The organism is Lacinutrix sp. Bg11-31 (assembly GCF_002831665.1).
In the GTDB taxonomy this organism is placed as follows: domain Bacteria; phylum Bacteroidota; class Bacteroidia; order Flavobacteriales; family Flavobacteriaceae; genus Lacinutrix.
Genome location: NZ_CP025118.1, coordinates 1,081,108 through 1,096,484 on the forward strand (window position 1 = coordinate 1,081,108; position 15,377 = coordinate 1,096,484).

General features: G+C 30.9%; 18 protein-coding genes. 17 read left to right on the forward strand and 1 reads right to left on the reverse strand.

Annotated elements, in window-relative coordinates:
• Positions 1-3 precede the first annotated feature (3 nt).
• Both CW733_RS04900 and CW733_RS04905 read left to right on the forward strand, forming a co-directional pair.
• Entirely contained in the window at positions 4-606 is a 603-nt protein-coding gene (locus CW733_RS04900; RefSeq protein ID WP_100996136.1) for a hypothetical protein, read from the forward strand.
• 569 nt (positions 607-1,175) lie between these two features.
• Complete coding sequence (locus CW733_RS04905; protein WP_100996137.1) at positions 1,176-1,544, forward strand: endonuclease domain-containing protein; 369 nt, start codon at positions 1,176-1,178, stop codon at positions 1,542-1,544.
• Between the two features lie 569 nt (positions 1,545-2,113).
• Here the strand turns inward: CW733_RS04905 and ung are convergent.
• On the reverse strand, positions 2,114-2,779 hold the full coding sequence (ung, locus tag CW733_RS04910) for a uracil-DNA glycosylase (RefSeq protein ID WP_100996138.1): 666 nt from the start codon (positions 2,777-2,779) through the stop codon (positions 2,114-2,116).
• A 77-nt stretch (positions 2,780-2,856) separates the two neighbouring features.
• On the opposite strand from ung, the gene CW733_RS04915 reads away from it, so the two are divergent.
• From CW733_RS04915 to CW733_RS04980, 15 genes are all read left to right on the forward strand, one after another.
• Positions 2,857-3,372, forward strand: coding sequence for a GNAT family N-acetyltransferase (locus CW733_RS04915; protein ID WP_100996139.1), 516 nt, complete (start codon positions 2,857-2,859; stop codon positions 3,370-3,372).
• A 58-nt stretch (positions 3,373-3,430) separates the two neighbouring features.
• Positions 3,431-4,924: a YfcC family protein gene (locus CW733_RS04920; RefSeq protein ID WP_100996140.1), complete on the forward strand. Its 1,494-nt coding sequence runs from the start codon at positions 3,431-3,433 to the stop codon at positions 4,922-4,924.
• Positions 4,925-5,099: 175 nt separating this feature from the next.
• A complete protein-coding gene (locus CW733_RS04925; protein ID WP_100996141.1) occupies positions 5,100-6,230 on the forward strand; it encodes an FAD-dependent monooxygenase in 1,131 nt (376 codons plus the stop codon).
• An 83-nt stretch (positions 6,231-6,313) separates the two neighbouring features.
• Positions 6,314-7,147: a helix-turn-helix domain-containing protein gene (locus CW733_RS04930; protein ID WP_100996142.1), complete on the forward strand. Its 834-nt coding sequence runs from the start codon at positions 6,314-6,316 to the stop codon at positions 7,145-7,147.
• 216 nt (positions 7,148-7,363) lie between these two features.
• Positions 7,364-8,866, forward strand: coding sequence for an aldehyde dehydrogenase family protein (locus CW733_RS04935; RefSeq protein WP_100996143.1), 1,503 nt, complete (start codon positions 7,364-7,366; stop codon positions 8,864-8,866).
• Positions 8,867-9,026: 160 nt separating this feature from the next.
• The gene (locus CW733_RS04940; protein ID WP_100996144.1) at positions 9,027-9,557 is read left to right on the forward strand and encodes an NUDIX hydrolase; all 531 of its coding nucleotides are present in this window, start codon (positions 9,027-9,029) and stop codon (positions 9,555-9,557) included.
• Between the two features lie 141 nt (positions 9,558-9,698).
• Positions 9,699-10,493, forward strand: coding sequence for a tRNA pseudouridine(38-40) synthase TruA (truA, locus tag CW733_RS04945; RefSeq protein ID WP_100996145.1), 795 nt, complete (start codon positions 9,699-9,701; stop codon positions 10,491-10,493).
• A gap of 132 nt (positions 10,494-10,625) precedes the next feature.
• Positions 10,626-10,859: a hypothetical protein gene (locus CW733_RS04950; RefSeq protein ID WP_100996146.1), complete on the forward strand. Its 234-nt coding sequence runs from the start codon at positions 10,626-10,628 to the stop codon at positions 10,857-10,859.
• Positions 10,860-10,985: 126 nt separating this feature from the next.
• A complete protein-coding gene (locus tag CW733_RS16410) occupies positions 10,986-11,126 on the forward strand; it encodes a hypothetical protein (RefSeq protein ID WP_157811539.1) in 141 nt (46 codons plus the stop codon).
• Positions 11,127-11,378: 252 nt separating this feature from the next.
• Entirely contained in the window at positions 11,379-11,579 is a 201-nt protein-coding gene (locus CW733_RS04955) for a hypothetical protein (protein WP_100996147.1), read from the forward strand.
• 1 nt (position 11,580) lies between these two features.
• Positions 11,581-12,525 carry a RimK family alpha-L-glutamate ligase gene (locus CW733_RS04960; protein WP_100996148.1) on the forward strand — a complete coding sequence of 315 codons (945 nt, stop codon included), beginning with the start codon at positions 11,581-11,583 and terminating at the stop codon, positions 12,523-12,525.
• Positions 12,522-13,265, forward strand: a complete 744-nt coding sequence (locus CW733_RS04965; RefSeq protein WP_100996149.1) for a hypothetical protein — start codon at positions 12,522-12,524, stop codon at positions 13,263-13,265. Before CW733_RS04960 ends, CW733_RS04965 begins: the two co-directional genes overlap by 4 nt.
• A 223-nt stretch (positions 13,266-13,488) precedes the next feature.
• Positions 13,489-14,136 carry a porin family protein gene (locus CW733_RS04970; protein WP_100996150.1) on the forward strand — a complete coding sequence of 216 codons (648 nt, stop codon included), beginning with the start codon at positions 13,489-13,491 and terminating at the stop codon, positions 14,134-14,136.
• A 183-nt stretch (positions 14,137-14,319) separates the two neighbouring features.
• Complete coding sequence (locus CW733_RS04975; RefSeq protein WP_100996151.1) at positions 14,320-14,790, forward strand: VOC family protein; 471 nt, start codon at positions 14,320-14,322, stop codon at positions 14,788-14,790.
• Positions 14,791-14,953: 163 nt separating this feature from the next.
• Complete coding sequence (locus CW733_RS04980; protein WP_100996152.1) at positions 14,954-15,370, forward strand: BLUF domain-containing protein; 417 nt, start codon at positions 14,954-14,956, stop codon at positions 15,368-15,370.
• Positions 15,371-15,377 lie beyond the last annotated feature (7 nt).

Below are 15,377 nucleotides of genomic sequence, written 5' to 3' on the forward strand. Positions count from 1 at the left end.
ATTATGAAAATTACTACCGCAATTATTTCTTTATCTATAGCTATATGTGCTAGCTTGTGTTGTCCTGAAGAAGATGATTATATTGAGAATAACATCAATATAGAAAACGATACTATTGTACAAGTTCAAGATAACCAAAACACATATACGGTTGGAGAGGCTATAATAATTGAAACTAATATAGGACTTAATCAAACAAGAACTACTGGTCAAGAAATTTCATTAGCAGATTATGATTATTCCGAACCTGAATCTTTTTATAGCTATAGTTTAGCACTTTACAAGTTAAATGCTTTTGGCTCTAGCTCAAAAATTCCTTTAAACATTTCAAATATTAATTTAATTGAAGGAACTACAACAATACAAAATGGTGTTTTATTTATTGAAGCTGCGTTTAATGGTAATAGTTATAATAACAAAGTAAGTATAACTTTATCAGAAGCTGGTTCGTATTACTTATCTGGAGATTACTATTCTTATTCACAAAATAATAGTCCTGGAGAATTACAAATTATTGGTGGTGTATCAGAATTTGCTTTTGTAAATATTTATTCTGAAATAGTTGAAGCGAATCCAGATGGTTATTTTGAGTTTACTGTAAATTAACGCCTCTTTTTTTTTGTTCATGCTTTTTTAATTCAACTCCTCTTTCCTTCCATTCCTTAGGGAAATAAAATGCAGTACTCAGCTTAAAATAAGAGGAAAGCCAATGCTGTTCAACTTCAATACAAAGCATATTAAATCATAACTTTTGTATTAACAAAAAATCATAAATATTAAAGAAATACAACCCAGCATAGTTCCTCTCTTTAGTCAAAGAGAGGTGGATTTTCAAAGAAAAGACGGAGAGTTTGGAAAAAAAATGCGAAGCTATTTTAAGCTATCTAGTACAGAGCTGAGTTAAATTAGAACTATTATTAACTCCTCTTTCTTCCCATTTCTAAGGAAATGAAAATTCATTCTCCTCTTAAAATAAGAGGAGAGCTAGTACAATTCAACATCAATACAAAGCATAATAGCCACAACTATTGTATTAATAAAATATTAAATAATTACAATCTAGCATAGCTCCTCTCTTTAGTAAAAGAGAGGTGGCTTTTCAAAGAAAATACGGAGAGTTTGAAGAAAAATGCGAAGCTATTTTATCTTGCCCGCAAAATCACTAACTTAGAAGAGTGTACAGAAAAAAACTACATTCTAAAGAAGAATTAAAAAAACTCAGATCTGTTTTAAGAAAATCTCTAACGCCTGCTGAAGCTTATTTATGGTCTAAATTAAAAGCAAGACAGTTTAAAGGAATTAGATTTACAAAACAACACAGCATCGGTTATTACATAGTCGATTTTTATTGTGCTGAATATAAACTCATTATTGAACTAGATGGCGAAATCCATAATACACCTAATCAATTTGAGAAAGATGAAATTAGAACTCAATACTTAGAAGGTTTAGGGTACAAAGTAATTAGGTTCGAAAACAAAATGGCATTCGAGAATTTACCATCCATTTATATGGAGATTGAAGATCAGATTAATAATTTATAGAAAATATAGTAATTACTAACTCCTTTTTCTTTCCATTTCTAAGGAAATGAAAATTCATTGCTCGGCTTAAAATAAGAGGAGAGCTAATACAGTTTAACTTCAATACAAAGAAAAAAAACCATAACTTTTGTATTAACAAAAATCATAAATAAAAAAGAAATATAATCTTGCATAGTTCCTCTCTTTAGTCAAAGAGAGGCGGCTTTTCAAAGAAAAGACGGAGAGTTTGGAGAAAAATGCGAAGCTATTTTAAGTTGTCTAGTACAGAACTGTGTTAAATTATAACTATTGTTAACTCCTCTTTCTTTCTTTCTTTCTTTCTTTCTTTCTTTCTTTCTTTCTTTCCATTTCTTAGGGAGATAAAATGCATTACTCGGCTTCAAATAAGAGGAGAGCCAGTACAATTCAACATAAATGCAAAATATAGTAGACACTAACTGTTGTATCAACAAGCAATCATAAATTTTAAATAATTACAATCTAGTATAGCTCCTCTCTTTAGTCAAAGAGAGGTGGCTTTTCAAAGAAAAGACGGAGAGTTTGAAGAAAAATGCGAAGCAATTTTTAAGCTACCACACCACACCTACCAAGCCAAGTTTCCCCAACAAAACATTAGTCTCACTAAAATGTTTGTTCCCAAACCAATATCCACGATTAGCACTCAAAGGAGAAGGATGACCAGATTCTAAAATAGAATGCTTGCTAACATCAATCAACTTTGCTTTTTTCTTAGCAAAACCTCCCCAAAGTAAGAAAACAACATTCTCTTTTTTATCGCTTATAGTTTTAATAACAGCATCAGTAAACGTTTCCCAACCTTGTTTTTGGTGACTTCCAGCTTCATGCGCACGAACCGTTAAAGTCGCATTCAGCAAAAACACACCTTGTTCTGCCCAACGTTCTAGATTTCCACTTATAGGATAAGCAATGCCTAAATCGGTTTCAATTTCCTTAAAAATATTGATTAACGAAGGCGGATGTTTTACACCATCATTCACACTAAAACACAAACCATTGGCTTGATTGTAATTATGATAAGGATCTTGACCAATAATAACAACCTTTAAATCCTTGAAATGGCATTTTTCAAAAGCATTAAAAATTAGGTTTTCAGGTGGAAAACATTGTGTTTCGGCATATTGGTTCGTTACAAAAGTCATTAAGTCCTTAAAATACGGACTATCAAACTCTGTTTGCAATTGTAATTTCCAACTTTGGTGAATGCTTGGGTTCATAACTTTTATAATAGCAACTATTAAATTCAGCACAAAATAATACTATCTTTAAGATCTATACCAATTCAAACTATTAAATGACGATTAAAAACTCAACAATCCAAGACATTGACGGCATTTTCAAACTATATAAGATAGCTTCAAACTACCAAAGAGCAAAGAAAACCGTTGTAGTTTGGCCAGATTTCGAGCGTGAATTAGTAGAAAATGAAATCACCCAAAACAGACAATTCAAACTTATTATAGATGGCGAAATTGCTTGTGTTTGGGCAGTTGCCTTTAAAGACGATCAAATTTGGGAAAATAGTAAAAACCATAAAGCCATTTATATTCATCGTATTGCAACAAATCCGGAGTTTAGAGGACAAGATTTTGTTACTAAAATTGTAAATTGGGCCAAAATTTACGCTGCAAAAAATGAAATAGATTTTATAAGATTAGATACTTTGGGACATAACACCAAGCTCATTTCATATTACGAAAAAGCAGGTTTCAATTTTTTAGGAATGTTTACCTTAAATAACACAAAGGGATTGCCAGACCATTATCACAATCAGCCAGCAGCATTATTTCAAATAGAAGTTAATAAATAAGATTTTCCGTCTACGCGGAAACAAAAATATAAGCGTCCCGCTTTCTCGGGAAATAGATATGAAAAACATGAAATTTCCAACAGCACAAACCATTTTACTAATTATTGCTGCACTTGTAACGTTGTTAACTTGGCTTATTCCTGCAGGAAAATACGATACTTTAGTTTATAATAAAGACACTAATAACTTTACACAAGCAAGTATCGAGAAATCTATTAATCTTCCAGCGACACAAGAAACATTAAACACGTTATCTGTAAAAATACCATTAGATAAATTTACAGAAGGCGATATTTATAAAGCCATTAACATCCCAAATACTTACAAAAAACTAGAGTCTAGACCACAAGGTATTTTAGAGTTTATAAAATCGCCAATAAAAGGTATTATTGAAGCTGCCGATATTATTTTTCTAGTATTAATTATTGGAGGTTTAATAGGAATAATAAATAGTACAGGTGCTTTCGATGCTGGAATTTCATGGCTTGCAAACGCTTTAAAAGGAAGAGAATTTATACTCATTATTTTGGTAACCACTTTAGTAGCAATTGGCGGAACAACCTTTGGCTTTGCCGAAGAAACCATTGCCTTCTTCCCTATTCTAGTTCCTGTATTTCTCGCCGCAAAATACGATGCCTTAGTTGGTGTCGCTTGTATATTTATAGGTTCGTCCATTGGTACTATGTGCTCTACAATAAATCCGTTTAGCACTATTATTGCTAGTGATGCTGCTGGAATAAGTTGGACTACAGGTGCTTTTGGTCGCGTTTTAATGTTAGTATCTTGTTTGGCTATTTGTATTATTTACATTTTACGTTATGCTAGTCGTGTAAAAAAAGATCCTACAAAATCTATTATCTACGATCAACAACAACAAATTGCCGCTTTATTTGGTAATACTTCAACCGAAACTATTAAGTTTACATCACGTTTACGTTTAGCTTTATTTGTTTTCGCTATGTGTTTTGCTATCATGATTTATGGTGTGGTATTCTTAGAATGGTGGTTTGTAGAAATGACAGCAACCTTTTTAGTAGGTTCTATTTTAATAGGTATTATTACAGGTATTAAAGAATCTACCTTTGTAGATACTTTTGTAAAAGGTGCGGCCGATTTGTTGGGTGTTGCTTTAATTATTGGTATTGCAAGAGGTATTACAGTTATCATGGCAGACGGTCTAATTAGCGACACCATGTTATATTATGCAAGCGATATTACAAACGGAATGAATAAAGGTGTATTTGCAAGTGCTATAACAGGTATTTACGCTGTACTCTCTTTCTTTATTCCTAGTTCTTCGGGAATGGCTGTTTTAACCATGCCAATTATGTCGCCTTTAGCAGATGGTGTTGGTGTTGGAAGAGAAATTGTAGTCAATGCTTATCAATACGGAATGGGATTATTCTACCTAGTAAACCCAACAGGATTAATATTAGCCTCTTTGGCAATAGTAAAAGTGGGCTATAATAAATGGCTTAAATTTATCATGCCTTTGTTTATTACTTTGATTGTTTTTACTTTATTAGTGATGACGATTTCCGTATATTTATAGGAACAAAAAAGTTGTTACTTATAGTAAAATCAGCTATTATAATTAATAGAGATTTGTCAGTTCGAGTGAAATCTTTAATTGATTGAAATGAAATTATAGGTTTTGTATCGAGAACATTATGAAAGTTTCCCATACTTCGAAATCATTATAACCAACAACACACTAAACAAGTTCAATGTACACAATTATAGGTGCCGGAATTGGTGGTTTAACAACTGCTGTAGTCTTCGAGAAATTAAACATAGACTATCAATTATACGAAAAATCCAAACGGCCAAACGCATTAGGTGCAGGAATTTGGTTGGCACCAAATGCATTACAAGTCTTAGAGTTTGCAGGTGTTATAGATAGCATTTTTAAGGTTAGTAATGTTGTAGATCGTATTACATTATCTAACGAAAAACTAAAACCATTAGCCGATAGTAGTCAATTACCTGCCAAAGAAAAATACGGTTTTTCTACAGTCGCTATTCATCGTGCAAAACTACAACTGGCTTTAATAAAAGCCATCCCAAAAGACAAAATACACTGGAACAAAGCCTTTGCATCTTATAAACAAGAAGATAATGCTGTAACCGTAACGTTTCAAGATGGTACAACAACACAAAGCCAATACCTTATTGGTGCAGATGGTATAGACTCTAAAGTTCGAGGACAACTATTTCCAAAATCACAAATACGTTATTCTGGACAAACCTGTTGGAGAGGTGTCATGAAAAGCGCTTTACCAGCAGAATATAAAGACAGAGGCATCGAAATGTGGGGAAAAGGCATCAGGTTTGGTTTGTCTCAACTTTCAGAAAACGAAACCTCTTGGTTTGCAGTAAAAAATAGCGAAGCGTTTCAAAAAGACGATAGAGCCGTTTTAAAAAAGAAACTACTCTCCTACTTTAAAGATTTTCATCCTTTGGTAAATGAGCTGATTAGTAACACAGAAATCAACGCTATATTAAGAAACGATATTACCGATTTAAAACCCATAAAACATTGGCAAAAAGATAACGTTTGCCTTATTGGAGATGCAGCACATGCAACAACACCCAATATGGGACAAGGTGGTGCACAAGCTATAGAAGATGCCTATTATTTAGGAAAACTGATTGCTAAAAACCCAACCGAAAACAATTTTAAAGCCTTCGAAAACAAACGCTTTAAACGTGTAAATAACATAGTGAAACAATCTTGGTTTACAGGGAAAATAGCGAACTTAAATACAGGTTATTCCGTGAGGAATGCACTATTTAGTACACTTCCTAAAAAACTAATAGACAAAAACATGTACTCTGTTTACGATTTAAAAGACTAATTTTTATTTATATGAAATACACACTACTCCTATTCGTCTCGTTTATCTGTTTTAGCTGTGATTCAAAATATAAAACAAAATAAATGGCAATAGAAAATATACCTGAAATCTACATTAAGAATAAAAAAGAAAGTCCAGATTTATTTGTTTACGACTTTAAAATGACAACAGATGTTGTTAAAAGTAAAGTGAATTTAGGCATGAATATGTTTAGTTTTCTTCAAGTAGGGAAAAAACAAGTACATTTTGCAGGAACATCGGTTGCAGTAAATAAAGACCAATCATTATTACTGAAAAAAGGAAATTGGCTTTGGACAGAATTATTAGACACAGAAGCTATTTATTACTGTAAACTCTTCTTCTTTTCTGAAGAAAAACTAACCGATTTTTTAAGTAAATACACAAACGATGTCAAGCCGTATAAAGAAGACGTGCCTTATTTTGTAATAGAAAACGATGCATATATTGCTTCTTTTATTAGTTCGTTAGCATCAAATACATTCGAAAATCATAATTTTAGCGACGCATTGTTAGCTTTAAAGTTTGAAGAAATTGTATTGTACTTATTAAATAAATATGGTGACACATTCGAGTATTACTTACATTCTTTAATTTCTAAAGAGGTTTCGCCATTTAAAAATATAGTAGAAAACAATGTGCATTCTAATTTAAAGTTAGAAGAAATTGCCTTTCTCTGCAATATGAGTTTATCTACTTTTAAACGTCATTTTACAAACGAATACAACCAAGCTCCAGGGAAATGGTTGCAAGATAAACGTCTGCAAAAAGCCAAAGAATTGTTACAAGGAGGTGAATTAAAAGTATCAGATATTTACTTAGAAATTGGCTATAACAACCTGTCTAACTTTAGTGTAGCCTTTAAAAACAAGTTCGGAATTAGCCCATCAGATATTTAAAATTAAATAAACAATATTTAATTAATTGATTTTCAATCTTTTAATAATAATATGCGCTATTTATTTTTCAAAATAAACAACATTGACCTTTTTTCATAAGTTATTGAGCCGTTTCAATAAATAGAAAGGTAATAACCCAACATACATTTGCACCATAATTAAACAACGCTTGTTTTTACAAGCACTATTTAAGAATCAAAATTAAAAATTATAATTATGGCAAATGTAACAAAACCTGTATTTAAAGAAAGATACGGTAACTTTATTGGAGGTAAATTCGTAGCACCTGTAAAAGGTCAATATTTCGATAACGTTTCTCCAGTAGATGGTAAAGTATTTACGCAAGCAGCACGCTCAACACAAGAAGATATAGATTTAGCACTTGATGCAGCGCACGAAGCGTTCCCATCTTGGAGTAAATCATCGGCTACAGAGCGTAGTAATATGTTATTAAAAATTGCACAAGTAATGGAAGATAACTTCGAGTACTTAGCAACTTTAGAAACTATCGATAACGGAAAACCAATTCGCGAATCTCGTGCAGCAGATATCCCTTATTGTATCGATCACTTTCGTTATTTCGCAGGTGTAATTCGTGCAGACGAAGGTAGTATTTCAGAACACGACAAAGACACTGTAAGTATTGTATTAAACGAACCTATTGGTGTTGTTGGAGAAATTATCCCTTGGAATTTTCCAATGTTAATGTTAGCATGGAAAATTGCTCCAGCTTTAGCAGCAGGTTGTACAGCTGTTGTAAAACCAGCAGAACAAACTCCTACTAGTGTTATTGCATTAATGGAACTTATTGGCGATATTTTACCAGCAGGTGTATTAAACATTGTAACTGGTTTTGGTGCAGAAGCAGGTGCAGCTTTAGCAACATCTAAGCGTATTGCAAAACTATCTTTTACTGGTTCTACAGAAACTGGACGTAAAGTTTTACACAATGCTGCCGAAAACATTATTCCTGTAACTATGGAATTAGGTGGTAAATCTCCAAACGTATTTTTTCCATCTGTAGCAGATCATGATGACGATTTCTTTAGTAAAGCTATTGAAGGTGCATTAATGTTCTCCTTAAACCAAGGTGAAATTTGTACTGCTCCATCACGTATTTTAGTGCATGAGGATATTGCAGATCTTTTTATCGAAAAAATGAAAGTGCGTTTAAAAGCAATTAAAACAGGAAACCCATTAGATCCAGAAACAATGATTGGTTCTCAAGTTTCTAAGCCACAATACGACAAAATTCTTGACTATATTAAAATAGGAAAAGAAGAAGGTGCAGAAGTTGTTGCTGGTGGTGATGCTGGTAATTACGAAGGCGAACTTTCTGAAGGATACTACATCCAACCTACTGTTTTAAAAGGAAATAATAAGATGCGTATTTTCCAAGAAGAAATTTTTGGTCCTGTTGTAGCTTTAACAACATTTAGTTCTACCGAAGAAGCTATTGCAATTGCAAACGATACGCCTTACGGTTTAGGAGCAGGTGTTTGGTCTAGAGATGCACACGAATTATTCCAAGTGCCTCGTGCTATACAAGCTGGTAGAGTTTGGGTAAACCAATACCATACTTATCCTGCACACGCTCCTTTTGGCGGTGTTAAAGAATCTGGATTTGGTCGTGAAAATCATAAAATGGCTTTAGATCATTACCGTGTTGTAAAAAACATGTTAATCTCTTACGACAAGAAGCCTATGGGATTCTTTTAATTAAAACACATTAAATTAATGTAATAATGAAGCCTTGGATAATCCAGGGCTTTATTTTGTTTAATAAACAACACATTTACAAAAGAAGAAAACTAGCAGCAGCACTACTCCTATATAGAAAACAAAAACAACTATTTTTGTGCAACATTAAACGCTCTACATGCAGAATTTAAAAACACATTATCATCCAGAGGTTATAGACCTCGAAAACAAATCTGTCTTTACAAGGTTAACCACACGAAGCATCGTTATTAATGGCGATTCTATTTTACTACTTTACACTAAAAGATATGAAGATTACAGTCTTCCTGGAGGTGGTTTAGATGTTAACGAAGATAAAATAGAAGGCATGAAAAGAGAGCTTAACGAAGAAACTGGAGCCCAAAACATTAGAAACATTAAGCCTTTTGGTATTTACGAAGAATATAGACCTTGGTACAAACCAGATTTCGATGTACAGCACATGATCTCCTATTGCTACACTTGCGATATTAACACAGCACTTGGCAATACCAGTTTAGAAGCCTACGAAACAAATAATGGTATGAAAGCCGTTTGGGTTAATATACACATAGCAATTGCTCATAATATTAAAATAATGGCTACAAGCGATAAAAAAGGCATGTCTATAGAGCGAGAAACGTTTTTATTACAACGAATAGCAGAAAGTAAAAAACTCAGTAGTATTTAATACACCAAAAAGCATAAATTAAACGGTTTATGCTTTTTTATGCAATAGCAGCTGCAACATTTAAAACATATAATAACTATCCTATTTATTTAAGCTGTAACCATTTTACAATTCTTAGTTTTACTTTTTCTAATACAACACATGCGATATTTTATACATTTAGGCTTTAATGGTAGCGATTATAGTGGTTGGCAAAAGCAAAACACCACCACAAATACTGTACAAGAAGTTATAGAAAATACACTTACTAAAATATTTAAGAAGAATATTAGCATTTATGGTTGTGGCAGAACAGATGCAGGCGTTCACGCTAGCCAATATGTAATTCAGGTTAATTTAGACGAAGCACCAACATTCGATTTAAAATTTCGGATGAATAAAAACCTACCCAACAGCATCGCAGTATTCGAGATTATAGAAGTTACCGTAGAGCAACATTGCCGTTACCATGCAACAGCGCGCTCTTACGACTATTTTATACATTGGCATAAAAACCAATTGCTCCATAATAATAGCTCCTTTTACCAAGATTACAAGTTAGATTTCGATGTAATGAAACAAGCTACTGCGCTTATTCTCGAAACCAAAAACTTTAAAGCCTTTTGCAAACAACCCGATCTATACGATAATACGTATTGTAACATTACCGACTGCCAACTCTATATTAACGAAGCACAAGGCAGAATACGCTTTTCTATAACCAGTAACCGTTTTTTGCGTGGTATGGTTAGAATTTGTGTGTACTATTTACTAGAAGTTGGTCGTGGTAAAATAACTTTAGAAGAATTTAGACAAATTTTAAACCAAGAAAAAGAGTTAAAAGTAACTTACGCTGCACATGCAAATGGTCTTTTTCTTAGTAAGGTTGAGTATCCATTTTTAGAATTGGACAGCACTCATAATCTGGTAAATATGTTGCGTGTTGGTTTAGAATAATTTAAACTTAGTGTAAATTTGCATTATAGTCTGATATAAAACGGTTGCATATCAGTTTAACTGTTAACCACAATTAAAAAGAATAAAATTAGAAACTACAAATAGTTTTATTTATTACTGAATAATAACAAAATGATTATAGAACAAGAGCAAAAATTTAAAGAGGTACTTTCTAAAATAGAAGGGGAAATTAATGAACGCAGTTTTTTTAGTAAGTTCTTAGAATTGTATCCTGAAGTTTGGAAAAAACATAAAATTACATTTTCAAAATTTAATAGAAGTAAACAATTTGGACAAACAATTCCGTTACCAAAACCTGAAGTTTCTTTACGAAAAGAAATTAGGTTGTGGTTACAAAAACAATAAAATTAGTCTTGAAATTGCTACTTATACAAAGACTTTCAAGTTAATTTGGATAAAAAAAATTTAATTTAAAAAACGAGTCTTAATTAAAACTACTGCCAACAACGTGTACAATTAATTACTTTGTTAATGACTACTTACGACCATTCTTGTGGAATCTTTGCAGAAGGATTTGGAATAGCTTTTTTAATTGATGGTTTGATTATACTATTAACAGAAATTACTATTTTATGGCATAGCATCAATATGAATAAAAAACAAAGTAGTTAACATACTATCCTAAAAAGAACAAGCCATTTTACTTGTGTATTTTTCTTAAATTTTACACGATTGCGGATTTCCTCAATTATTGTTTAAAAACTTAATTTACATTTGGTTTTGAAGTTAAAATTTAAGAGTGAAAGTAATTAACATATGTTAAAAACTTTGTTTTTTGAAAAGCAATAGCTTACTGCTTTTAAATTTTTAAAAACCTAACTTCGCTTAACATCTGTTAGCCGTAATAACGCAAAAAACCTAAAAATGAAACATATTTTATTTCAAAAAGCTTTAGTTTATAAAAAACGAAAAGAAATAACTCCTCCGAAAAATTATGAATATGATTATATTTTAGGAGCTTGGAAAGATAAATTAAGTAATTTATTAATAAATTCAACTGACTTTAAAGCTCAAGCAACTAAAAAATTAGATATTGAAACGGGAGAAGATAATAAAGGACAATAAAGTGAATAATATTTTATATCCAAGAGTATTAATAATTTCTAATCGATACGATTTTTCTAGCGATTTTATAGCTGTTGAACTAGATCAACAAAACATTCCATATTTAAGAATAAATAGAGATGAATTAAAGGACTACATAATTGAATTTAATCCTTTGATTCCTTCTATAAATGGCTCTTTTAAAAATATAAAATTCTGTATTTCTAAAGAGTATTTAAACTCTATTTATTACAGAGCTCCAACTTTCTTAAGAGATATATTTCAAGATAATATAAATGAAGAAGAACAATTAATTAGAAGTCAATGGACTGCTTTTGTTCGTTCACTAGCTGTGTTCGAAAATATTACTTGGCTGAATAATCCAGTTGACATTTATAAAGCTGAAATAAAACCATATCAACTCTTTATTGCAAACAAAATTGGGTTTAAAGTTCCAGAAACACTTATTACAAATAAAACTAAAAAATTAAATTTTGACCATATTGCCATAAAATCAATTGATACCGCAATTATTAATCTTGGAGAAAAAGAAGGCTTTGTTTATACAGAAATATATAAAAAGAATGAAATTACAGAAGAAAAATTCTTATCACCTTTTTTTATGCAACAAGGTTTAGTACCTAAAATTGACATAAGAGTTACAGTAATTGAAGAAGAGGTAATTGCTATAAAAATATTTAAATCTGACATTGAAGAAATTAATATTGATTGGAGAAGAATTAAGGATGAATTAAATTATGAAATAATAGATTTACCAAATGAAATTAAACAACTATGTATTGATTTTTTAAAAGAGTTTAATTTAAAATTTGGGGGAATTGATTTAGTTTTCCATAATGGGAATTATTATTTCATCGAAATTAATCCTACTGGTGAATGGTCGTGGCTTCAACAAAATACTGGATATAAAATTGATACTGTAATTGTTAATTCTCTAAAGAAATGAAAAAGATTCGTGAATTCCTAAAACAACAAATTTTTCCAGGCATAAATGCTACGATTATTAACAAAAAGATTTCAGAAACTTACGTCAAGCAAAAAGAAATTGATATTGACATCTCTGAAATCAAAAAACAAAAGGATGAATATATTTCAAAATTAAAAAATGAAGTCAATTTACAACTTGAAAGAAAAATAAAATTAGAAGATAAAGCTAAATCGTTATTATTTATTATAACATTGGCAATAACCACAATTACATTTTCTCTTGATTATTTAAAAGAGAATGCGAATCAAATTATTCCAATTATTTTTATATTTTTCAGTATTACTCATTTTGTTATTGGAGGAATTCGAGCTTTACAAACTTTAAATATTAAGGAATTTAATATTGACCAAACTAATATTGAATTAAACAATAATAAATTCAAAATCCGATTAGACAAGAAAGCTTCTTCTCTGTTAAAAGAATTAATTCGTAGTAGGTCTTTAAATGAATTAATACACGTGAAAATTGCAAACTTAACTTATGCTTCGTTCATATTAATTAGAAACGGATTAGTTTTATTTGTTCTGTTTTTTATATCAACAATTACTTTATCATTTATGGAAAAAAATGAAAAAACTACAACTGAAACTAAATTTGAAAAAACATTAAACATTGAATCAAAAGACTTAATAAAAATTGATTCATCAAAAAACTATAAGATTAATCAAGAAATTAAAGAAACTGAAACAAAGAAATAACTACGGCTAACACCGTATATAATTTATTGCTAGTTCTAGCTTACTTACGAAAGTCCTCGCGGGCTTTCTTGGTCGCTAATTATTTACTAGAAATACACAACAAACCATATACAAACACGATATAAAACATTAAAACGGTTGTATATCAGTTTAATTGTTAAGCGAGCTAAACAAATCCTCTCTGAAACAAACATTAAAACTCAATAAAAATATTAAAAACTAAATGACTAAAAATAAAATAATTTTAATCGTAATTGGATTGCTTTTTTCAATTAAACTTAGTGCTCAAAATGAATTTAAAATAGGTGTTAACGCTGGATTAAATTACCCAAATATTATATATAATGGGAATTATAAAAATAACAATTTTAGTATTGGATACCTTTTTGGAGTTTCTTTAGACTATTACTTAAAAGAAAATCTATCATTAAAAGCGAATGTTAACTACGAAAGAAAAACAAGGAAATTAGAACTAACGTACTATAACAATAGCAACGCTGAGGAAATTGGAAAAGAAGATTTTAAAGAGACTTACGACTATATAAACTTACCAGTTTTATTAAAATATGAATTTGGAAATTCAAAATTCTTCGTAAATGGAGGTCCCTTTTTGAGCTTTTTATTAAAAAATAAAATTGATAATGATTATCCTAATGATAACAGCGACTTTATTACAGATCTTAAAAATATAGACTTTGGGCTTTCATTAGGAATTGGGACAAACATCTCTCTTAACGAAAAAAATGACTTAACAATTGAACTAAGAGACGATTTTGGAATTATAGACATAGGAGGTGTTTCAAGACAAGCTGGTGGAACTGCAAAAACAAATGCTATTAAATTAGTTTTAGGCTGGAATCTAGGAATATAATAGAGATGTAACAAATCAAAGCCTAGACGTTAAGCGAGTGCTATAAAATTAGCCTTCCAACAAATATTTAAAACTTTGTTTCTCTAAAAAAAGCCTAACTTAGTTTAAATCTAATACAAAACATTGAAACCGTTACGTATTCGGTTAACTGCTATAAGTTATAATGAAAAAACAAAAATACAGATGATAAAAGGACTTTTTGAAACTCATTTGTTTGTTGAAAATTTAGAACGTTCCATAGATTTTTACACTAACATACTCAAGCTTGAGCTTTACCTTTTTGAAGAAGAAAGAAGAGCTGCTTTATTCTGGATTGGAGAAGAACCAAGACAGGCAATGTTAGGATTATGGGAAAAGCCTAAAGATGAAATTGATTTAAGACATTTTGCTTTTGAATGTAATTGGGAATGGGTTTTAAACGAATCTGTAGATTTTTTAAAATCTAATGACTTACATTTTTGGAATTTTTTAAATGATAATTCAGAAAAGCCAATGGTATTTGCTAACATTCCAGCAATTGCAATTTACTTTTCAGATCCAGATGGACATCCTTTAGAGTTTATAGGGAAACTTCCAGGGAAATATAGTCCAGAAAAAGGCAGTTTAGTCCTTTCGTATGAAGATTGGTTGGAATTAGAAAAAAATAAAAAATAACGTCATATAAAACCTCTTAACTATAATACTGCTTTAAAAAGGTGTCTTTAGCTGTTTTAGAAACTATTAAAATTGTAATTTAGTTTAACATTTAATACAAAGTATTGAAACCGTTACGGATTAGTTTAACTGTTAGTAATTAAATAAACCAATATGTTCTAATATGGCACTTCGTCGCATCGTCTACACAAGTCAAGCATCGAAACAGTTTAGTAAACGTAGCTTACTAGATTTGCTTCATGATTCTCGCGCTTTCAATACAATAGATAATATTAGTGGTGTTCTTATGCATAGAAATGGGTGTTTTCTTCAAGTTATTGAAGGCGAATCAGACGTTGTTAACAGTCTTTTTATACGTTTACTTAAAGATCCACGTCATAAAGAAGTTAAAATTATTTTAGATTCTTCTGTAGACAGTTGCCTTTTCTCAAATTGGGCAATGGGATGCGCAGATTTCGATGATCCCGAATTGAGTATGATGCCTGGAATACGTACAGATTTGAGTGATCCTAAGGTTATTGAAGATCTTATTATTAAACTTCCTGAACTCGCGACATTCTTACTCGAAAATCTAGACTAATTTACTA